A 20,769-nucleotide genomic window follows, 5' to 3' on the forward strand; every position below is an offset into this window, starting at 1 on the left:
GGTCGCCCGTTTTTTTATTTGGATTTTATGCCCGATTTCAATCGCTCATCGAGTGAGCATCTATGGCAATCGCTCTCCCTTTTTAATATTTTCCGGCTATTAATCGTGATTGGCTTGATGGTGGGCGCGTTTTTGCTCACCGGCGAGAGCTTGCTGGAGCGGGATCATTTTTGGGTGGTGATTTGGATTTTAGGGTTTTATACCTTGTGCGGGATTGTTTTTGCCTTTGGTATTGCCAAAAAATGGCCGCGTTTTGACGTGCAATTGTCGATTCATGTGTTGATTGATGTGATTTTTATTGTCACGTTGATGCATCTGGGTGGGGGGATTAAAAGCGGATTTGGGATTTTATTATTACCTTATTTAGCCGGTGCCGGTTTGATTGCACGTGGGCGAATGACGATTTTTCATGCCGCGATTGCCAGCATTGCTTTGTTGTGCGAAATGCTGTGGAGCGCGATTCACGGTGATTTAGAATCTACCATACCAATGTCGACGGTATTTCTCTGTATCGCTTCATTTGCGGTGGCTTGGCTGGCATACCGCCTCTCTCGTTATGCCGAAGAGAACCGTGAATTGGCGGAACGACGCAGTGTGGATATTGCCAATTTAGGCCAGCTCAATACGCGGATTTTGCAAGATGTTTCAGATGGCGTATTGGTGGTCGATCATCAAAATTTAATTCAACAATTTAATGAGCAAGCGGTTCGTGTGACCGGGGTGCGGGCTGATTTAGGTGGGCCTTTAGCGGCGGATTTCCCCGAGCTGGCTGGGCCTTTACAGCGCTGGCGCGAGTTTCCTGAGCTGGGCAATAGTGAATTAGTGCAAACGGCGGGTGGACGCAATACTTTGCGCGCGCGCTTTGTCTCGTTGACGCAGGATTCGAGCGGGAATGTGCTGATTTATCTTGAAGATATGGCGCGCTTGCGCCGTGAATCACAGCAATTAAAACTCGCAGCGCTCGGGCGTTTAACGGCCAATTTAGCGCATGAAATCCGCAATCCATTAGGGGCGATCAGCCATGCTGCTGAGTTGATGCGCGAAGAGGCGAGTGACGATCCCTTATTGCAAAAACTGACGCGAATTATTAACGACAACAGCCTGCGCCTTGAGCGAATGGTGAAAGACGTTTTAGAGCTCAATCGTCGTGATCGAGTCGAGCGCATCGATATTCATTTGGCCGATTGGCTGGCTAATTTTGTCGATGAGTTTCGGCAGCAAGAAAAAATCCCAGTTCAATTGGCGGTGGTTTGTCCGCCTCAGGCGATGGTGCGGTTTGATGTGGGGCATTTGCATCAAGTGCTGTGGAATTTATCGCGTAATGGCTGGCGCTATTGTTTAAAGCAAGATCATAGCCTGCGTTTTTCAGTGAGTGTTTTTCGCTCCGCGTGGATGCTCAGTGTGACCAACGATGGCCCGCCCGTGCCAAGCGACGCGCAAAGCCAGCTGTTCGAACCGTTTTTTACCACCGAAAGTAAAGGTACCGGTTTGGGTTTGTATATTGCGCGGGAAATTTGCGCGGCCAATGCCGCTTTGCTGGAATATCAATCGCCGCCTGATGGCGGGGCTTGTTTTCGAATTTTATTTGGATATACCGATGGCGAAAAAATCTAAAGTATTACCCCGAGTTCTGGTGGTGGATGATGAGCCGGATTTGGCCGATTTACTTGAATTAACTTTGCTCAAAATGGGGCTGGCGGTTGAAACCGCCAATGGGGTGATCGCCGCGAAAGCCTTGATTGATCGCCAGCATTTTGATTTGTGTTTGTCCGATATGCGCATGCCCGATGGTGAAGGCTTGGACTTGGTTCGGTATATTCAAAGTAAAGGTTTAGATTTACCGATTGCGGTGATTACCGCGTATGGCAATACCGAGAACGCCGTTGCGGCACTCAAAGCCGGTGCGTTTGATTATTTGGCCAAGCCGGTGGCGCTAGAGCAGTTGCGCGCTTTAGTTAAATCAGCACTTAAAATCGAAGCCACGCCAGCGGTGAAAGCGGCGCGTCGAGATCGTCCGCTGTTGGGCGATTCGCCGGCATTGCAACACGCTTTGGTGTTAATCGAAAAACTAGCGCGCAATCAAGCGCCAGTGTATGTCACTGGAGAATCTGGCTCTGGTAAAGAGCGGGCAGCGCGAACGATTCATAGCTGTTCAAGCCGAGTGGATCAGCCATTTATTGCGGTGAACTGTGGGGCGATTCCAGAGAATTTGATGGAAAGTGAGTTTTTTGGCTACCGCAAAGGCGCGTTTACCGGCGCGATGGAAGACCGTGATGGCTTTTTTCAAGCCGCGCATGGCGGTACGTTATTTTTGGATGAAGTCGCCGATTTACCCTTGCTGATGCAAGTGAAACTGCTGCGCGCCATTCAAGAGCGCAAAGTGCGTAAAGTGGGCGGGGTGCAAGAAGAAGACGTGGATGTGCGGATTATTTCGGCAACGCATCAAAATCTCTCGCGCTGCGTTGAGGCTGGGCGTTTTCGGCAAGATTTGTATTATCGACTGAATGTGATCGAGCTAAAAATGCCGGCGCTGCGCGAAATGGGCAACGATGTCTTATTAATCGCCCAGTTTTTAGTCGAAGACATCGCTGCGCGGCATGGTATGCCGGTGCTGGCTTTTACTGCCGCTGCCAAAGATGCGCTATGCCGTTATGATTTTCCCGGTAATGTGCGTGAATTAGAAAATCTACTTGAGCGGGCAATGGCTTTGGCCGATGGCCAGCAGATCGATATTGATGATCTGCAATTGCAGCACGCCTCTTGCGATAAGGCCGAAGCCGTTGCGGCCAATTTGGGCGACACCTATCCATTACAAGATTATCTAGATCGGGTAGAAAAAGCCGCCATTATCGCTGCGCTGGATAAAACCGGCTTTAATCGAACGCAGGCGGCCAAATTACTCGGCGTGACTTTTCGCAGTTTGCGTTATCGCTTAGAAAGACTAGGGATTACGCAAGATGAGTAAGTCGCTTGCGCGGTTTGAATCCACGCCAATCACATCGAGTGATCTAATGCCGCAATTTGAAATTGATTTTGAAATGGATGAATTGGGCTGGTGCAATGCGGCCAAGCGCATTCCTAGCCCCAATTGCGATGCGCGCCCAGCGGGGCAAGCGCCCGATATGCTGGTGATTCATAATATTCATTTGCCTGCGCTACCGGCTGGCGCGCTTGAGTTTACTGGTCCGGATATTGAGCGGCTATTTACCAATACGCTGGATGTGATGGATCATGCCGACTATGCCGAGCTGGCAAAACTACGCGTCTCGGCGCATTTTTTGATTCGCCGCAGTGGTGAAATCCTGCAATTTGTACCGTGTACGCTGCGCGCTTGGCATGCTGGCGTTTCACGCTGGCAAGCGCGTGAGCGCTGTAATGATTTTTCGATTGGCATTGAATTGGAAGGCTCGGACTTTGTACCGTTTATGCCTGCGCAATATACGGCGTTAAATTTACTGGCTGCAGCATTGCAGCGACACTATCCTTTGGCTTTTTTGCTCGGGCATAGCGAGATTGCACCCGGGCGAAAAACCGATCCTGGCCCTTATTTTTATTGGGATTTGCTGTCGGCAACGATTTTGGAATTACGCCAAACTGGCAACATCAGCCAAAGCTAATGTTTATGCTGCGTTGCCGCAACGATTGTCGTTTATTCATGCCCCTGCTGGGTATCACAGGACTATAATCCGCATCCTCTACTTGGTTTGATAGAAATACACATGTCGACTTCTCAAGCGCAGGATCCAAAAAAGCTAGCCGGACTGATCGTAGGTGCAATCGGTGTGGTCTATGGCGATATTGGTACTAGCCCGCTGTACACTTTGAAAGAATGCTTTAACGGCCATGTGGCTCTGGATTTAAATCCAGCGAATATTTTAGGGGTTTTATCGCTGATTTTTTGGAGCCTGATGATCGTCGTCTCGACCAAATACATCATGTTTATTATGCGTGCGGATAATCGCGGTGAAGGTGGCATTTTGGCCTTGATGGCCTTGGCGGCGCGTAATGCGACGCCGGGTTCTCGCAAGGCGATGTGGATCACCATTATTGGTTTATTTGGTGCAGCGTTGTTTTATGGCGATTCCATCATTACCCCAGCGATTTCAGTGCTTTCGGCGCTAGAGGGGATTAGCGTGGTTTCGCATACCTTTGATCCTTATATTATTCCGATTGCCATTGTGGTGATGGTGGCGTTGTTTGGGATTCAAGCACGCGGTACGGCCAGTATGGGCAAGTTATTTGGTCCGATTACCATCGTGTGGTTTTTGGTGTTGGCCGGCTTAGGGATTGCGCAAATTATTCAAGCGCCTGAAGTGTTAAGAGCGCTTAGCCCTTTATATGCGATTGATTTTTTTATCACCAGTCCAAATATTGCCTTTATTTTACTTGGCGCGGTGGTGCTCGCGTTGACCGGTGCAGAAGCCTTGTACGCCGATATGGGCCACTTTGGTCGTCCGGCAATTCGCTATGCTTGGTTTGGTTTGGTGTTACCGGCATTGATGCTCAATTATTTGGGGCAGGGCGCTTTATTGTTAACCACGCCAGAAGCGATTAAAAATCCATTTTATTTGATGGCACCATCGTGGATGGTGATGCCTTTGGTGGTCTTGGCCACTTGCGCATCAATTATTGCTTCGCAGGCGGTGATTTCTGGGGCGTATTCGGTGACTAGCCAAGCGATTCAGCTTGGCTTTGTACCGAGGATGGATATTCAGCACACGTCTGAGCGTGAAATTGGCCAGATTTATATGCCGGGGATCAATTGGTTCTTATTGGCCTCGGTGATTTTGCTGGTGATTAGCTTTAAAACCTCGAGTAATTTGGCTGCCGCGTATGGTTTTGCGGTGACGTGCACCATGGTGATGACGACTTTGCTGGCGTTTATGGTGTTGGGGCGTGGTTTGGCTGGCTGGAAAAAATATGGCTTATACGCGATGTTAAGCTTATTTTTAGTGGTCGATTTGGCGTTGTTTGCGTCAAATTCGCTCAAAATCCATGAAGGAGGCTGGTTCCCATTGGTGATTGGTTTGGTGGCCTTTATCTTGATGACGACTTGGAAGCGGGGTCGTAAGATGCTTTCAGCCAAGTTGCTCGAAGGTGAAATGCCATTAACTGGCTTTGTGGAAAACCTTGAAGCACACCCGCCGCAACGTGTCGAAGGCGTTTCAATCTTTATGACCGCCAATACCGATACGGTGCCGCATGCCTTACTGCATAATTTAAAACACAATAAAGTGCTGCACGAGCAGGTGGTGTTCTTGACGGTGCAAACCAATGATATTCCTTATGTGCCACTCAAAGAGCGGGTCACGGTGCGGCGATTGGGGGATAGTTTTTATCAAATTGTGGCGACGTTTGGGTTTAAAGAAGAACCCAATGTGCCCGCAGTATTGCAGCAAGTGACGCAGTTGCAGCCAGAATTGGTGTTTGATGAAATGAATACATCGTTCTTCTTATCGCGTGAAACGATTGTTGAGGCGAAATATCCATCCATGAGCTGGTGGCGTCGCCGCTTGTTTAGTTTGATGAGTCGCAATGCCACGCGGGTTACCAACTTCTTTAAAATTCCTCCGAACCGAGTGGTTGAAATGGGGATGCAGGTCGAGCTATAGGTATATGACGCAAGGCCTCATTAATTAAGGGCTAGCGCCCTATACATCAACGCAGCCTACGGGCTGCGTTTTTTTATAGCTGTTTCAGTTGTGTGATACAGCGATCGGCTGCGGGATGATTTTTACTGCCATGACGCAGCCAGACTGTTTGCATGCCTAATTTTTTGGCGGTGATTAGATTGTCGATACTGTCTTCAACCATGATGCAATCGCGGGCTTGGCGTTTAAATTGGCGCAGCATTTGGTGATAAGCCTTGGGTATTGGCTTGGGGGTGAGATTGAGTGTGTCGATGGCGGCGATACCGATGAAATATCGTTCGATATTCAGTGCTGCCAGCATGGCTTGAGCGTAAGCGATGGGCCCATTGGTAAATACAATCTTGTCGCCAGTCAGTCTGGCCAGCGTGGATTTAAGCTGTGGCATTGGATGCACTTGGCTCAGTAGTTGCGGCAATGGGTGGCAAGCGGCTAAAAAATGATGCGGGTTCAGATGCGGATGGTGGCGAATTAAGCCCAATAAAGTCGCGCCATAGCGCCGCCAGTAATCTTGGCGTAGCTGATTGGCGGCCGATGGCTGTAGTTGCAATTCACGTTGTAACCAAGCGGTCATGGCCGAATCGATAACGGGAAAGGCATGCCGGCTGGCGTGATGCAGCGTATTGTCGAGATCAAAAATCCAAGTGGGTTGGGGCATAGCAGAGAAAATGGCCGATAAGATCGGCCATTGTGTCGAGTTTACTCAAGATAAACAATGTGTTTAGCTGTAAATATATTGCTCAAGTTGTTCGATGGTAAATTCTTGCTCGGCCATTTTTTCATGCACTAAATCACCGATTGATAACACGCCCAGTACGGTATCGCCATCGAGTACCGGTAAGTGACGAATGCGTTTTTCAGTCATTAAGCCCATGCATTGATTGGTGGTGGCATCCGGTGGAACGCACAGCAATTTATGCGTCATGATTTCTGCAACCGGGGTGTTGGATGAGGTTTTTCCCATTAAAACAACTTTGCGTGCGTAATCGCGTTCCGAGAAAATACCGACGAGTTTGTTGTTTTCCATGACCAAAATGGCACCGATATTGGCATCAGCCATCATTTGTAAGGCTTGATACACCGTCGCGTTCGGCGAGACTGCGATGGTCTCGTGTTTGTTTTTGGCGGCGAGCATTTGACGAGCGGTAGTCATTTCTAGTTTTCCCTTGGCTAAGCAGTGTTTTTACTGTAGCTGACAGGGTTTAACATGCAAGAAAAAAGGGCGACTTTCGCCGCCCTTTTGGAGGTATTTATACCGGTTTATTTGGCTCGAATCATCGTGCCAACGCCTTGCTCGGTGAGTACTTCGAGCAGTAAGGCATGTTTAACTCGGCCATCAATAATATGTACGGCATTCACGCCGCTTTTAGCTGCATCCAGTGCCGAAGCAATTTTGGGCAACATGCCGCCAGAGATGGTGCCATCGGCAAACAACTCATCAATCCGGCGCGCAGTCAGTTTGGTGAGCAGTGTGCCTTCTTTATCCAAAACGCCGGGGGTATTGGTCATTAAGATGAGTTTTTCGGCCTTGAGCACTTCTGCCAATTTGCCAGCGACTAGGTCGGCATTGATATTGAGGCTCTCGCCAGTGGCATCGACGCCAATTGGCGCAATCACCGGAATAAAGTCGGCCGCGTCTAAATGCAGCACAATCGATGGGTCGATGCTTTGAATTTCGCCCACTTGGCCGATGTCGATATTGTTTTCGCCCATATTGTCTTTGAGCATCATTTTACGGGCGCGGATAAAGTGCCCGTCTTGCCCGGTTAAACCGACCGCTTTACCACCGTGTTTATTAATTAGCGACACGATTTCTTTATTCACATGGCCACCTAAGACCATTTCAACCACATCCATCGTTTCGGCATCGGTGACGCGCATGCCTTGGATGAATTCGCCTTTTTTACCGATGCGATCGAGCAAATCATTAATTTGCGGACCACCACCGTGGACGACAACCGGATTCATACCGACCAGCTTGAGTAACACCACATCCGATGCGAACCCGTTTTTGAGCTCTTCATCAATCATTGCATTGCCACCGTATTTGATCACGATGGTTTTATCTAAGAAACGCTGAATATACGGCAGGGCTTCAGACAGAATTTCGGCTTTGATTTGTGGGGTTATTTCAGGCACGGCGGTCTCCAGGATAGGCGGGACTAAATTGCCGCGATTGTACCGTATTCGTCAGAAATCTGGGGGTGGATTGTGTCGCAAAATAAATACTAGATGAATACCTTTGAATGATTGACGTTGAAATCGCGAGTGTAGATAATAAATGAACGTTCATTTATTAGCGAAATGTCATGTGCCCTATTAAATGTTGGTCGCGGCGTAAAGAAGCGCGGCCACAGGAAATTATCGAGGCCGCTTTGGCCTTGTTTGTCGAAAAAGGCTATGCCGCCACCAAGATCGAAGACATTGCCCGTGCCGCCGGCGTGACCCGTGGCACGCCTTATTTGTACTTTGCCAATAAAGAAGAAATCTTTAAATCGGTGATTCGTTCTTTGCTGTTACCGCAGCTAGCGATTGGCGCGACGCTATTGCAAGACTGGCAAGGCAGTGCGCGGGATTTGTTGCAAGAATTATTTCATTTGTGGTGGCGCAATGTGGGCGCCACATCGCTATCAGCATTGCCCAAGTTGATGATTGCTGAAGGGGGCAATTTCCCTGAAGTGATGCAACTTTACAATGAAGAAGTGACTGCGCCGGGTCAGGCAATGTTGCGTCACGTGCTAACACTGGGCGTGGCGCGTGGTGAGTTTGTCATTAACGATATCGACTATGCCGCGCATATTTTATCTAGCCCGATGGTGATGGCTATGCTGTTGCAAAACACCCCCTTACATTGTTTACCCGCTGATTTTTGTGCCCAGCGTTATGTGCAATGCACGGTGGATTTATTTTTAACCGGCCTTTTGGCCCGTCCTATGGATGTTTCTCATGCTCAATAAATGGTCAGTACCTCTGCTGGTCGCGATGGTGGTTTTAGCCGGTTGCAAATCCGAACAAAAGCCAGTCGAAGAAATTCGTCCGGTGCGCACCATGCTGGTGGGCGGGGCTTTACCTGCGGCGGCGGAGGTGTATAGCGGCGAGGTTAAGGCACAGCATGAAGTGCCAATGGGCTTTCGGATTGCCGGCAAAATGATTTCGCGCGCTGTGAGTGTCGGCGACACGGTGAAAAAAGGTCAGGTGTTGGCGCAACTGGATGCCGGTGATGTGACGCTGAACGCCACTGGTGCCCGAGCGGCTTTGTCTTCAGCGCAAGCTCAGCTAGCGCAAGCCAAGCTCGATTATCAGCGCTCGCAAGATTTGCATGCGCAGAACTTTGTGAGCCAAGCCGAGGTCGATAAACGGCAAACGGCGCTGATTTCGGCGCAAAAACTCAGCGAGCAAGCCAAGGCACACGTTGATTTAGCGAATAATCAGTCTAGCTATGCGCAATTAATTGCGGATGGCGATGGCGTGATCACGCAAACTTTGGCCGAGCCCGGCTCGGTGGTTTCGGCGGGGCAGTCGGTGCTGATGTTGGCCAAAGCTGGGCAGTATGAAGCGGTGATTGATGTGCCAGAGAATCGTGTGCACGCTTGGCAGCCGGGGCAAAAAGTGGCGGTGCAGTTGTGGGCCGATGCTGATCGAGCGTTGGTCGGCACGGTGAGCGAAGTCGCGCCTGCGGCTGATAGCAAAACTCGAACCTTTCGCGTGAAGGTCGCGCTGCCAGAAAAAAATACAGCTGCACTGGGTATGACGATACAAGTGAGTCAGGTATTTGCTTCTAAAGCAATACCCAATGAAATATCGCTACCGATGTCGGCAGTGTTTGGTAAAGAGCAAATGATGCGAGTGTGGTTAGTTGATGATAAAAACACCGTGCATAGCCAAGCCATTACCGTGTTGGGTCATCAAGGTCAGCAAGTTCGAATTCAAGGTATTCCAGCCAAATCGATCGTGGTGACTGCTGGGGTGCATTTATTGCGTGAAGGGCAAAAAATCAAAGTCTTGCCATTAGTGCAAGGAGCGCAGCAATGAACGAGCAACGGCAGCCGTTTAATTTATCCGCTTGGGCGCTCACCCATCAGTCTTTAGTGCTGTATCTGATGGTGATCCTTTCTGTAGCTGGCATTCTGGCGTATACCCAGCTGGGGCAAAAAGAAGACCCTGAGTTTACTTTTAAAGCGATGGTGGTGCGCAGTTTTTGGCCCGGCGCTTCGGCCGCCGAGGTTGAGCTGCAAGTGACGGATAAGCTCGAAGAAGCATTGCAAGGCATTCCGGAGATCGACTTTACCAAGAGCTATTCTCGCTCGGGTGAAGCGCTCATTACCGTGATGCTCAAAGAAAGCATTCGTGGCAAAGAAGTCAACGATGCGTGGTATCAAGTCCGTAAGCGGATTAATGATGCTAAAGGCAAAATGCCATCTGGCGTGGTGGGGCCATTTTTTAATGATGAATTTGGTGAAACCTACGGTAGTTTGTACGCCTTTACGCGCGATGGGTTTAGCGATGCGGAGTTAAAAAAATACGTCGAGAACGTCAGAACCGAGTTGCTGCGGATTCCGGACATTAATAAAGCCACGTTAATTGCCCCGCAAGACGAAAAAATCTATGTTGAATATCGCAGCGCTAAGCTGGCCACGCTCGGCATTACGCCGTTGCAAATCAATCAAGTGCTGGCCGCGACCAATACGGTGACGCCGGCTGGTGTGGTTGAAGGCCGTGACGAGCGGGTGTTTTTACGCGTCAGTGGTGAGTTTGACGTCATCGCTGCGATTAAAGCCACGCCGATTACCGTCAATGGCAAAACCTTTCGCGTAAGCGATGTGGCCGAGGTGTATCGCGCTTCACTCAATCCAGCGGAAACGCGGATGTATTACCAAGGACAGCCGGCGATTGGCTTGGGTATTTCAATGCGCAAAGGCGGCAATGTGCTCAAAATGGGCGAGCAAATTGATGCTGTACTGCAGCAAGCCAAGCAAAATTTACCGGTTGGTGTTGAGATTCAAGCGGTTTCGGATCAGCCCGCTGTGGTGAAATCAGCGGTGCATATCTTTATGAAATCTTTGCTTGAAGCGGTGGTGATTGTGCTAGCGGTGAGCTTTTTGGCGCTGGGGTTTCGGATGGGGATTGTGGTGGCCCTTTCGATTCCGCTGGTGCTGGCGCTGACCTTTTTGTGCATGAAAATCTTTAATTTGGAATTACAGCGAATCTCATTGGGGGCGCTAGTGATTGCCCTCGGGCTATTGGTCGACGACGCGATTATTGCAGTTGAAATGATGGCGTTGAAATTAGAACAAGGCTGGGATCGCTTTAGTGCCGCCACTTTTGCCTATAGCTCGACGGCGTTTCCAATGCTAACCGGTACTTTAATTACCGCAGCGGGGTTTTTGCCGGTCGGCCTGGCTAAATCGAATGCCGGTGAATATACCTTCTCGATTTTTGCTGTGGTGGGTATTGCATTGATTATGTCGTGGATTGTTGCGGTGCTGTTTACGCCGTATATGGGCTATCACTTGTTGCCAGAAAACCTCAAAGAGCATCCGCATGACGCGCATGGTGGCAAGTTTTACACCGCGTTTCGCCGCTGGGTGACGTGGTGCATTACTTGGCGTAAGACCACGATTGCGCTGACCTTGGGCGCGTTTTTGATGTCGGTGATTTTATTTGCCATTGCCGTACCCAAGCAGTTTTTCCCAGCTTCAAGTCGGCCAGAATTGATGGTGGATTTATGGCTGCCGTATACCGCGTCATTTAACGCCACCGAGCAAGAAGTCAAAAAAATCGAAGCGATTTTGATGCAAGCCCCCGATGTCGCCAGCGTGACTAGCTATGTTGGCGTCGGCTCGCCGCGTTATTACATGCCGCTTGATGAGCAAATGCCGAACTTAAACTTTGGCCAGCTAACGGTGATGACCAAAGACGAGCACGTGCGCGAGAATGTCTATAAGCGTGTGAAGCAGTTATTTGATAACGACTTTCCGAATGTCCGTGGTCGAGTGACGCGCTTAGAAAACGGCCCGCCAGTGGGATATCCGGTGCAATTTCGCGTCATTGGGGCCGATCAACGCGAGCTGAAAAAGATTGCCAATGAGGTTGCCAATGTCATGCGGCAGAACCCAAACCTGCGCCAAGTGCACACCGATTGGGGCGAGCAAGTTAAAGTGCTGCGTTTGGACGTGGATCAAGATAAATTGCGTGCTGCCGGTTTAACGTCGCAGCAATTGGCGCAATCACTGCAAATGGCCGTCTCGGGCGTGACCGCAACGGCGCTGCGTGAAGATAACTTGCAGATTGAAGTCATTAGTCGTTTAGCACCCGATGAGCGCACACGGCTTGATTACTTAGCCAACTTGCCGATTCCTTTGCCATCAGGACCTAGCGTGCCTTTGTCGCAGCTGGCAAAAATCAAGTTGGAAAGCGAAGAGAGCATTATCTGGCATCGCAACCGCGTCCCCGCGTTAACGGTGCGGGCCGATGTGATTGGCAAAGCGCAAGCGCCGGATGTGTCCAATGCTTTGTGGCCCAAAATGCAAGAGATTCAAGCCAAACTACCGGTGGGTTACCATATCGAAGCCGGTGGCACGGTGGAAGCGTCGAAAATATCGCAAGAATCCATCGCTGCGGTGATGCCTTTGATGCTGATTGTGGTGATGACGTTGTTAATGATTCAACTGCAAAGTATTCAAAGAATGATTATGGTGTTGCTGACCGCGCCATTGGGGATGATTGGGGTAACGATTGCTTTGTTATTATTCCAAGCGCCATTTGGCTTTGTTGCTACCTTGGGGGTGATTGCGCTATCGGGAATGATTATGCGTAATTCGGTGATTTTAATGGACCAGATTGAGCAAGATATTCATCATGGCAGTGCGCCATGGGATGCGGTGATTGATTCGGCAGTGCGCCGTTTTAGACCGATTATGCTCACTGCGCTGGCGGCGATTTTGGCGATGATTCCACTGACGCGCGATACCTTTTGGGGCCCGATGGCGATTGCAATTATGGGTGGCCTGTTTGTGGCTACGATTTTAACGCTGCTATTTTTACCTGCGCTGTATGCCGCGTGGTTTAAATTAAAGCCCGCTCAAGCGGCGTAGCGTCATCCAAAGTGGCACTTAAGACGTTAGTACTGCGGTACTGGTGAGTTGCGCCGTGCGATTGCATCTATCGCGGCGCAAATTCTGGCGTTAACAGACCCTGTTTACGAATTGATAATTGGATTAAAAATGAAAAAAAACGTATTGATATTGAGCTTGGCTTTGTTCAGTACGCCCAGTTTTGCCGCTGATTTATTGGCAGCTTGGCGGGCCGCTCAGCAATATGATGCTAGTTTTTCTGCCGCACGGTATGCGCAGATTGCGGGGAGCGAAAAAAAGCAGCAGGGCCAATCTTTATTGCTGCCAACGGTGACACTCGGTGCCAATGTAGCGCATTCGGACAATGAATATTTACCCGGTAATGCCAATTCTAGCGTTTCGACCAATCAAAGTGGCCATGGATATAACTATGGTGTAACGGCCACCCAACCGATTTATCGTGTTGATGCATTTGCTTCGGCGGATCAATTAAAAACCCAAGCTAAATTGGCCGATGTGGCTTTTAAAGCGGCTGAACAAGATCTGATTTTACGCGTGGCAAAAACGTATTTTGAAGTTTTGGCTGCCGATGAAAAAGTCGTTTTAGCGATGGCAGAAAAAAAAGCCATTGGCGAGCAATTGGCTTTTGCTAAAAAAGCTTTTGAAGTCGGCGTAGCCACCATTGCCGACACCGATGAAGCGCAAGCGAGTTATGACAGTATTTTGGCCGAAGAAGTGGTCGCAAAAAATGACTTAGTCGTAAAACAAAATGCATTTACATTGCTGACAGGACTTAATGCTCAATCGATTGCGCGTTTACGCGAAAATATCGAGCCGACTTTAGCTGCGCCCAATGATATTTCGGTCTGGTTGAAAAAATCGAGTGATACCAGTTTAAATATTGGTAGCCAATTATTGCAATTAGATATTGCCAAGCGTGAAGTCGATAAATATCGATTTGAAAGCAGCCCGCAAGTTAATTTAGTGGCGAATTATGGCCAGAATTGGGAGGCGAGCGGTATCTCTCGATCTGGCGGTTTAGATCAAACCAGTAAAGGTGCAATTACGTTACAGCTGTCTATTCCACTGTATACCGGTGGTCGTCGTTCATCTGAATTACGCGAAGCCGCTGCCAAAGAGTCTGAACAAAAACAAACATTAGAAGCCACTCGGCGCAGTACTGAGCAATCCACCACGCAAGCCTTTTTAGGGGTTAATGCCGGTGCAGCACAAATTAATGCTTTAGAACAGGTATTAAAGTCGAGTCAAAGTTTATTGGCCTCGAGTAAATTAGGTCGTGATGTTGGCGTAAGAACAACAGTCGATGTATTGAATGCAGAACAAAAACTTTATAATACGCGTTATGCATTAACTGTTGCCCGATATACCTATCTTTACACTCGATTGCAGCTCGCTGCCGTTGTTGGTGATTTAGACGAAAAACAACTGTATGCAGTAAATCAATGGTTGATGCAATAAATATTGAATGCAATATTCGCCTTGAATTATTAGAATTGAGGCCGCATAATCAATTGGTATTGATCAAACATAGCATTATACGAGGAGTAACAAATGGATTTATCAACTTTAGGTTACCAAGAATTAGTTGAGTTACGTGCACAACTGGATGGTGAATTAGTTCGTCGTAAAGAACAAGAAAAAAGCCGTATTTTGAGCCAATTGCAAAGCGCAGCTGCGGCTAGCGGTTTTACTATTGCTGAATTATTGGGTGAAGTATCTGGCAAAAAAGGCGCGAAGAAAGCACCTGCAGCCGCTGCGTATATCAATCCAGCAGATGCCAGCCAAACTTGGTCTGGTCGTGGTCGTAAACCACAATGGGTTCACGATGCAATCGCCAATGGCGCAACATTGGATACATTAAAAATCTAAGTATTGATTTTTAAATAATGTAATTAAAACAGGGCGCTTGGTCGCCCTGTTTGTATTTCTAAAGTTGTAATTATTTACCATTGATTAATGTCGAGCCAAGCTATGTCCCATGCTTTAACTGCTAAATTAAATCCCCAGCAAGCGGCTGCGGTTGAATTACCCGCTGAACACGCTTTAATTTTAGCTGGAGCAGGGAGCGGTAAAACTAGTGTATTAACCTCACGAATTGCATGGCTATTATCCACCGGACAAATAAGCCCTTCGGGTTTATTAGCGGTGACATTTACCAATAAATCAGCCAAAGAAATGTTATCGCGAATTACCGCCATGTTGCCACTCAATCCGCGTGGATTATGGGTGGGGACATTTCATGGTTTATGTAATCGAATGTTACGTTTACATCACCGTGATGCCGGATTGCCCGAAGCGTTTGCGATTTTGGATCAAGCAGAGCAATTGAGCGCGATTAAGCGGGTATTAAAATTACTGACTTTAGATGACGATCAATATCCTCCGCGTACCGTACAGCAGTATATTAATGGCCATAAAGAAAATGGCCGGCGTGCTGCTGATGTTGAGGCGTGGGATGATTATTCTCGCCAATTGAAATTGGCATATGAAGAATATGAAAAACAATGTAATCGAGAAGGTGTGGCTGACTTTTCCGAGCTACTCCTTCGGTGTTATGAATTGTTGTCGTATAAGCCTGAAATTCGAGCGCATTACCAACAGCGTTTTGCGCATATTTTAGTTGATGAATTTCAAGATACCAATCGATTGCAATATGCTTGGCTTAAATTATTAGCCGGGCAAAATTCAGCTATTTTTGCGGTTGGCGATGATGATCAATCTATTTATGCATTTCGCGGTGCGAATGTGGGCAATATGATTGATTTTCAATCGGATTTTTTAGTCAAACATGTGATTCGTTTAGAGCAAAACTATCGCAGCCACGGCAATATCCTCGACGCTGCCAATGCAGTGATTAGCCATAATACCCAGCGCTTGGGAAAAGAATTATGGACTCAGGCCAGTGCTGGTGAATTGATTCGGGTTTATGAGGCCAGCTCTGATTTTGAAGAAGCACAATTTATTGTTGAAGAAGCGCAAGCTTTAATTCGCGATGGCATGGCGGCGAGTGAAATTGCGATTTTGTATCGCAGTAATGCGCAATCGCGAATTATTGAGCATGCGCTGTTTTCTGCTGGCGTGGCTTATCGGGTGTATGGCGGTTTACGCTTTTTTGAGCGCCAAGAAATCAAACATGCTTTAGCGTATTTGCGCTTAATGGCCAATCCCAGCGATGACAACGCCTTGCTGCGGGTGATTAATTTTCCAACTCGCGGCATTGGCGCACGCAGCGTAGAGGCGATGGTTGAAAAGGCCCGCTTAGAAGGCTGCTCACTCTGGCAGGCCGCGTGTATGGGCGCAGCAGGACGTGGCGCGGCAGCCTTGGGCAAGTTTGTGAGCATCATTGATGCCATGCGTAATCAAATTGCCGGTTTGGCGATGACCGACGTGGTGCGGGTGATGCTAGAGCTTTCTGGACTGCTGGCGCATTATCAAAAAGACAAAGACGGCGAAGAGCGGGTCGCCAACTTGGAAGAACTGGTGAATGCGGCAGCAACGTTTATTAGTGAAGATGAAAATAATCTGATCGCCTTTTTATCGCATGCCAGTTTAGAGGCGGGCGATCATCAAGCGGGTGAGCATGAAGAAGCCTTGCAATTGATGACGGTGCATGCGGCCAAAGGCTTGGAGTTTAACGCGGTGTTTTTATCTGGCCTTGAAGAAGGCTTGTTTCCACATGAAAACAGCAGTAAAGATCAAGCCAGTGTCGAAGAAGAACGGCGCTTAATGTATGTGGCGATTACGCGCGCTCGCCAGCGTTTATACCTGACTTTGGCGCAAAGCCGCATGCTGCATGGGCAAACGCGCTATGGGGTGGCGAGTCGCTTTTTGGATGAAATCCCGCAAGTGCTATTAAAGTATTTAAATCGCGGTTATGCGCCCAGTAGTTATAGTTCGGCCGCGCCGAGTAGTTTTAATGCGGCGGCGACAGCAAAACCGGTGGCAGCACCCAAAAAATCCACGCCCGAGCATGGCTTGGCGATTGGCTGCAAGGTGGAGCATCCTAAATTTGGCCTTGGCGTGGTGACGGATCACGAAGGCGGGGCTACGGGGAATGTGCAGGTGAACTTTGCACAGCATGGCAGTAAATGGTTGGCGGTTGCCTACGCTAAATTGAAAGTCGTTTGATGGTATTGGGCTGCAGCCATTGTTCAGTCTGTGATAGCTGCCAATACCCGCTAAAAATCGTCATGCGCCAAGTTCATCCTGATGCGTTGACCGAGCGTGCCGCGATGACAGGCACTGCGGTTGGTACGGCGGAAAGTGATATTTCGGCGTATCAAATGGTTTGTTGAACAAAGCGCAGCAATGCGTCGCCCTTGGGCATGATGTTGGGTTGGGTGCAACGCAGACCGCAGATCGAACATCGAACATCGAACATCGAACATCGAACATGCCAGCGTGAAGCTGCGCTGCTTGGCGTAAGGCCTGTTCTAGAGATAGCGCTGCTAGAACCAGAACCAGAACCAGAACTAGAACTAGAACTAGAACTAGAACTAGAACTAGAACTAGAACTAGAACTAGACGCGTGATCGCGGCAAGCGCTCACGTAGCCCAACTTGGGCCGAGTTCGGGTTGATGTGATTCTTGCGGCGATTTGCCATTTTTTTTGCCTTCCAAATGCAACTGACTTGCACCAAGGGCGGTTTTTTGTATATCCTTGCCGCTAATTGCAGCGACTTTGGCCTGCGTGGAGTGGTGTTTTGAAGCGTTTGTTGTCTCGATTTAATTTATTTGGCTTTTTTGCCATGGCCGGTTGGCAGCGATTATTGTGTATCGCGCCGCTATTGGCCGCGTTGTGGGCGTTTACTTTTTGGGCGATGCAATCGTGATCGAAGTTGAACACCTAACTTTATGCTACCGCGATCGCGCAGCAGTGCATGCGTTGACGGGGCGGTTTGTGGCAGGCAGCCATACTGCGGTGGTGGGGCCCAATGGCGCGGGTAAGTCGACGCTCTTGGCGGCGCTCGCGGGCGTCAAGCAGCCTGATGAAGGGCATATTCATCGGCATGGCGCGATTGCGTATTTGGCGCAGCTGTCGACGTTGGACAAACAGTTTCCACTCACGGTGCGCGAATTGGCCTTAGCAGGAACATGGCAGCGGCGCGGCGCATGGCGCGGTTTATCCAAAGCCGATTGCTTGCGCGCCGATGCGGCCTTGGATCGAGTCGGTTTGAGTGATTTTATTCAATCACCCATGGGTAATTTGTCCGGCGGGCAATTGCAACGCGCCCGTTTTGCCCGCTTGATTGTTGAAGACGCCGATGTGTTGCTGCTCGACGAGCCTTTTGCCAATGTGGATACCGAAACCATCGCCAATTTATTGGCAGTGCAAGACGACTGGCATCGGGCTGGAAAAACGCAAATTACCGTATTGCACGATATGAGCCAAGTGCGCGCGCACTATCCGCAAACTTTATTATTGGCGCAGTCGGCTTTGGCGTGGGGCGAGACCGCTGAGGTGTTAACGCCGGAAAATCTACAAGAAGCCAATCGCCGCGCGCAACATTGGCGCAATGATGCGACATGGTGCCAAGAGTGTTAAATCAAAAACTTTCACCACAGAGGCACAGAGGCACAGAGACCCGCGCTGAGCTTGAGTCCCTGACTCGTGTGCCTGTTGTTTTTTCTCTGTGTCTCTGCGCCTCTGTGGTCGCTTTTAAAATGGGCGAGCCATGCTAATTCCCGATATTGAATTATTTAACGCCCTCGGTGAATTTGCTTTTATGCGCCGCGCCTTAGTGGGTAGCTTGGCTTTGGCAGTGGGTTGTGCGCCAGTGGGGGTATTGCTCTTACTGCGGCGGATGTCCTTGTTTGGCGACGCACTCTCCCATGCGGTATTGCCCGGTGCGGCGATTGGTTTTTTGCTCGGCGGCTTATCGTTGCCGTGGCTAGCGGGCGGTGGTTTGGTTGCTGGCTTGTTGGTAGCGCTGGCCGCTGGCTTTGCGGCGCGTAAAACGCGGCTCAATGAAGACGCGAGTTTTGCAGGATTCTATTTGCTGGCCTTGGCCATTGGCGTACTGATCGTCTCGAAATGGGGTAGTAGCGTTGATTTGATTCATTTGCTATTTGGCTCGGTGCTGGCGATTGATGATCCATCGCTATTGATTGTGAGCTCCGTAGCGTCAATTACCTTGATTTGGCTAGCGCTGGAATACCGCGGCATTGTGCTCGAATGCGCGGATTCAGGTTTTATCGCGGCGACCACGGGCAATGGGGCGCGGTTTCATATTGGTTTTGTCATCATCGCGGTACTGAATTTTGTCGCTGCGTTTCAAGCCATGGGTACCTTAATGGCGGTGGGCTTGATGATGTTGCCCGCAGCAACGGCGCGTTTATGGGCTGAGCGTTTGTCGATGTTGTTTGTGGCCGCGTGGATTGTGGCCCTTGCGTCGTGTCTATTTGGCTTGATGGCGTCGTATCAATGGGATTTGCCTTCGGGGCCGGCGATTGTGCTGGTGGCGGGCGGCTTGTATTGTTTTTCTTTAGTCTTCGCACCATTTGGTTTGTGGGCGCAGCGCCGCAAAGCGCGCCGCCATCATGCGATTTAATGGTAATTCAGTACGAGCCAAGCTCGATGTGGCTTTGTTCTGATTACGTGTTGATGATTTTAAGTGCCTGCGGCACATTGTTTTACAGTCGCAGTCCGCGACGGGGACCCCATTTTCTTTGACTCGCCAAAGAAAATGGGGGAAAAGAAAGGCGACCCGAGCGCGCCCAGCTCCGCTGTGCCCTCGATTGTCGTGAGCCAAACGATAAAGCCGTTTGTCTCCCTCCTTACTCGGTGCGCTTAGACGGGATTTTAAGCCCCAGTTCGACGAGCGCGGCACAGCATCAACACAAAACTGAACATTGCCCTCGATGTGTGGGTATAGGGCGGTAAGCTTTTTTGGCTAAGCGCTTGCTGTATATACATCGAGTTTTTTGTGCTGTCGCCATTAGCGGGTAGCACTTGTTTTAAGTTAGAAAAAGCATCACGTCGATGCGCTGTGGTTGCGTAACGTGGTTTTTGTGTCTGTGGACACGCTGATTAAATGGAGATGTTATGCGCTCAATGTTTGCTGTGATGTGTTTGCTGCTGAGTTCGCTCAGCTTTGCCGCGCCGCTTAAAGTCGTTGCCAGCTTTAGTATTTTGGGTAATCTAGTGCAAGAAGTGGGTGGGGATCACGTGCAAGTGACTACGCTGGTGGGGCCGGGCGAGGATGCGCATGTGTGGCAGGCCAAACCCGCCGATCTGAAAAAACTGTCGGGCGCTTCGCTGTTTTTTGTTAATGGCTTAGGTTTTGAAGGCTGGCTCAAACGCGTCGAACAAGCCGCCGCCTACAAAGGCAAAGTGATTACGGTGACCCAAGGTCTAAAGCCTTTGGCATTGGATGATAATCATGGCCACAGTCACGGCAAAGTGGATCCACATGCTTGGCATGATCCGCGCGCCGTATTGCTGATGGTGGATCAAATTAGCGCCGCGTTACAAGCGGCCGACGCCAGCCATGCAGCGGATTATCAAGCCAATGCGGCGGCGTTTAAGGCCAAAGTCACGCAGTTGGATCAACGCACCGCAGCGGCGTTTGCGGCGATTCCAAGTGGTAAAAAGAAAGTGGTTACGTCGCACGATGCCTTGGGCTATTTAGGCCATCGTTATGCGATTGAGTTTTTCCCTTTGCAGGGCATTTCGACCGAAGCTGAGCCAAGCGCCAAAGAAATGGCGGTGTTAATTCGCCAAATGCGCAAAAGCCAAATCAAAGCGGTGTTTGCCGAAAATATCAGCAATCCAAAATTGATTGAGCAAATCGCTCGCGAAACTGGGGCTAAAGTCGGCCCGCCGATTTACTCCGATGCCTTGGCCAAACAAGCGCCAGCCAATAGCTGGATGGGCTTATTTGAATACAATACCCAAGCTATTTTGCGCGCTTTACAGTAAGCTGCGGCGCTGATCTCGGGGCAAGGCGCGGGTTTGATTTTTGCGCGCTGACTTGTTTTTTTTAATGCTAACGCCGGCTATTGCCGGCGATTTTTTGTGTAATCGT

The 20,769-nt window shown here is 49.4% G+C and carries 17 protein-coding genes; 14 read left to right on the forward strand and 3 right to left on the reverse strand.

Annotated elements, in window-relative coordinates:
- Positions 1-27 precede the first annotated feature (27 nt).
- The 4 genes from LG219_RS11665 to LG219_RS11680 all read left to right on the forward strand — a co-directional run bounded on the left by LG219_RS11665 (position 28) and on the right by LG219_RS11680 (position 5,612).
- On the forward strand, positions 28-1,614 hold the full coding sequence (locus LG219_RS11665; protein WP_226764659.1) for a sensor histidine kinase: 1,587 nt from the start codon (positions 28-30) through the stop codon (positions 1,612-1,614).
- Positions 1,598-2,965, forward strand: coding sequence for a sigma-54-dependent transcriptional regulator (locus LG219_RS11670; protein ID WP_226764660.1), 1,368 nt, complete (start codon positions 1,598-1,600; stop codon positions 2,963-2,965). Before LG219_RS11665 ends, LG219_RS11670 begins: the two co-directional genes overlap by 17 nt.
- A 73-nt stretch (positions 2,966-3,038) precedes the next feature.
- Entirely contained in the window at positions 3,039-3,617 is a 579-nt protein-coding gene (gene ampD / locus LG219_RS11675; RefSeq protein ID WP_226764683.1) for a 1,6-anhydro-N-acetylmuramyl-L-alanine amidase AmpD, read from the forward strand.
- A 102-nt stretch (positions 3,618-3,719) separates the two neighbouring features.
- Positions 3,720-5,612 carry a potassium transporter Kup gene (locus tag LG219_RS11680; RefSeq protein ID WP_226764661.1) on the forward strand — a complete coding sequence of 631 codons (1,893 nt, stop codon included), beginning with the start codon at positions 3,720-3,722 and terminating at the stop codon, positions 5,610-5,612.
- 73 nt (positions 5,613-5,685) lie between these two features.
- On the opposite strand, the gene LG219_RS11685 is transcribed toward LG219_RS11680, so the two are convergent.
- From LG219_RS11685 to argB, 3 genes are all read right to left on the reverse strand, one after another.
- Positions 5,686-6,306, reverse strand: coding sequence for a pyrimidine 5'-nucleotidase (locus tag LG219_RS11685; protein WP_226764662.1), 621 nt, complete (start codon positions 6,304-6,306; stop codon positions 5,686-5,688).
- A gap of 63 nt (positions 6,307-6,369) precedes the next feature.
- A complete protein-coding gene (locus LG219_RS11690; protein ID WP_226764663.1) occupies positions 6,370-6,801 on the reverse strand; it encodes a CBS domain-containing protein in 432 nt (143 codons plus the stop codon).
- A 107-nt stretch (positions 6,802-6,908) separates the two neighbouring features.
- The gene (gene argB / locus LG219_RS11695) at positions 6,909-7,787 is read right to left on the reverse strand and encodes an acetylglutamate kinase (RefSeq protein WP_226764664.1); all 879 of its coding nucleotides are present in this window, start codon (positions 7,785-7,787) and stop codon (positions 6,909-6,911) included.
- Between the two features lie 170 nt (positions 7,788-7,957).
- Between argB and LG219_RS11700 the strand changes: the two genes are divergently transcribed.
- The 10 genes from LG219_RS11700 (at position 7,958) to LG219_RS11740 (ending at position 20,663) form a co-directional block, all read left to right on the forward strand.
- Positions 7,958-8,605, forward strand: a complete 648-nt coding sequence (locus LG219_RS11700) for a TetR/AcrR family transcriptional regulator (protein ID WP_226764665.1) — start codon at positions 7,958-7,960, stop codon at positions 8,603-8,605.
- A complete protein-coding gene (locus LG219_RS11705; protein WP_226764666.1) occupies positions 8,595-9,680 on the forward strand; it encodes an efflux RND transporter periplasmic adaptor subunit in 1,086 nt (361 codons plus the stop codon). Before LG219_RS11700 ends, LG219_RS11705 begins: the two co-directional genes overlap by 11 nt.
- Positions 9,677-12,742, forward strand: coding sequence for an efflux RND transporter permease subunit (locus LG219_RS11710; RefSeq protein WP_226764667.1), 3,066 nt, complete (start codon positions 9,677-9,679; stop codon positions 12,740-12,742). Before LG219_RS11705 ends, LG219_RS11710 begins: the two co-directional genes overlap by 4 nt.
- A 129-nt stretch (positions 12,743-12,871) precedes the next feature.
- Positions 12,872-14,200 (forward strand): TolC family outer membrane protein, encoded by a 1,329-nt coding sequence (locus tag LG219_RS11715; protein ID WP_226764668.1) that lies wholly within the window; start codon positions 12,872-12,874, stop codon positions 14,198-14,200.
- A 93-nt stretch (positions 14,201-14,293) separates the two neighbouring features.
- Complete coding sequence (locus tag LG219_RS11720; RefSeq protein ID WP_173533099.1) at positions 14,294-14,611, forward strand: H-NS histone family protein; 318 nt, start codon at positions 14,294-14,296, stop codon at positions 14,609-14,611.
- Positions 14,612-14,698: 87 nt separating this feature from the next.
- The gene (locus LG219_RS11725; RefSeq protein ID WP_444542519.1) at positions 14,699-16,870 is read left to right on the forward strand and encodes a UvrD-helicase domain-containing protein; all 2,172 of its coding nucleotides are present in this window, start codon (positions 14,699-14,701) and stop codon (positions 16,868-16,870) included.
- 575 nt (positions 16,871-17,445) lie between these two features.
- Positions 17,446-17,574 carry a hypothetical protein gene (locus LG219_RS15450; protein ID WP_255587982.1) on the forward strand — a complete coding sequence of 43 codons (129 nt, stop codon included), beginning with the start codon at positions 17,446-17,448 and terminating at the stop codon, positions 17,572-17,574.
- Complete coding sequence (locus tag LG219_RS11730; RefSeq protein ID WP_226764670.1) at positions 17,571-18,287, forward strand: metal ABC transporter ATP-binding protein; 717 nt, start codon at positions 17,571-17,573, stop codon at positions 18,285-18,287. Before LG219_RS15450 ends, LG219_RS11730 begins: the two co-directional genes overlap by 4 nt.
- A gap of 130 nt (positions 18,288-18,417) precedes the next feature.
- Positions 18,418-19,293, forward strand: coding sequence for a metal ABC transporter permease (locus tag LG219_RS11735; protein ID WP_173533103.1), 876 nt, complete (start codon positions 18,418-18,420; stop codon positions 19,291-19,293).
- 494 nt (positions 19,294-19,787) lie between these two features.
- Complete coding sequence (locus LG219_RS11740) at positions 19,788-20,663, forward strand: metal ABC transporter solute-binding protein, Zn/Mn family (protein WP_226764671.1); 876 nt, start codon at positions 19,788-19,790, stop codon at positions 20,661-20,663.
- Positions 20,664-20,769: the final 106 nt, after the last annotated feature.

The sequence above is a fragment of the Deefgea salmonis genome (assembly GCF_020531905.1).
GTDB lineage: Bacteria > Pseudomonadota > Gammaproteobacteria > Burkholderiales > Chitinibacteraceae > Deefgea > Deefgea salmonis.

Bases quoted from the DNA above. Each gene is read 5' to 3' on its own strand.
- LG219_RS11690 (WP_226764663.1), bottom strand. From the start codon at position 6,801: ATGACTACCGCTCGTCAAATGCTCGCCGCCAAAAACAAACACGAGACC.
- LG219_RS11710 (WP_226764667.1), top strand. From the start codon at position 9,677: ATGAACGAGCAACGGCAGCCGTTTAATTTATCCGCTTGGGCGCTCACC.
- LG219_RS11725 (WP_444542519.1), top strand. From the start codon at position 14,699: ATGTCGAGCCAAGCTATGTCCCATGCTTTAACTGCTAAATTAAATCCC.
- LG219_RS11740 (WP_226764671.1), top strand. From the start codon at position 19,788: ATGCGCTCAATGTTTGCTGTGATGTGTTTGCTGCTGAGTTCGCTCAGC.
- LG219_RS11680 (WP_226764661.1), top strand. From the start codon at position 3,720: ATGTCGACTTCTCAAGCGCAGGATCCAAAAAAGCTAGCCGGACTGATC.
- LG219_RS11685 (WP_226764662.1), bottom strand. From the start codon at position 6,306: ATGCCCCAACCCACTTGGATTTTTGATCTCGACAATACGCTGCATCAC.
- LG219_RS11700 (WP_226764665.1), top strand. From the start codon at position 7,958: ATGTGCCCTATTAAATGTTGGTCGCGGCGTAAAGAAGCGCGGCCACAG.
- ampD (WP_226764683.1), top strand. From the start codon at position 3,039: ATGGATGAATTGGGCTGGTGCAATGCGGCCAAGCGCATTCCTAGCCCC.
- LG219_RS11670 (WP_226764660.1), top strand. From the start codon at position 1,598: ATGGCGAAAAAATCTAAAGTATTACCCCGAGTTCTGGTGGTGGATGAT.
- LG219_RS11705 (WP_226764666.1), top strand. From the start codon at position 8,595: ATGCTCAATAAATGGTCAGTACCTCTGCTGGTCGCGATGGTGGTTTTA.
- LG219_RS11715 (WP_226764668.1), top strand. From the start codon at position 12,872: ATGAAAAAAAACGTATTGATATTGAGCTTGGCTTTGTTCAGTACGCCC.
- LG219_RS11720 (WP_173533099.1), top strand. From the start codon at position 14,294: ATGGATTTATCAACTTTAGGTTACCAAGAATTAGTTGAGTTACGTGCA.
- LG219_RS11735 (WP_173533103.1), top strand. From the start codon at position 18,418: ATGCTAATTCCCGATATTGAATTATTTAACGCCCTCGGTGAATTTGCT.
- LG219_RS11665 (WP_226764659.1), top strand. From the start codon at position 28: ATGCCCGATTTCAATCGCTCATCGAGTGAGCATCTATGGCAATCGCTC.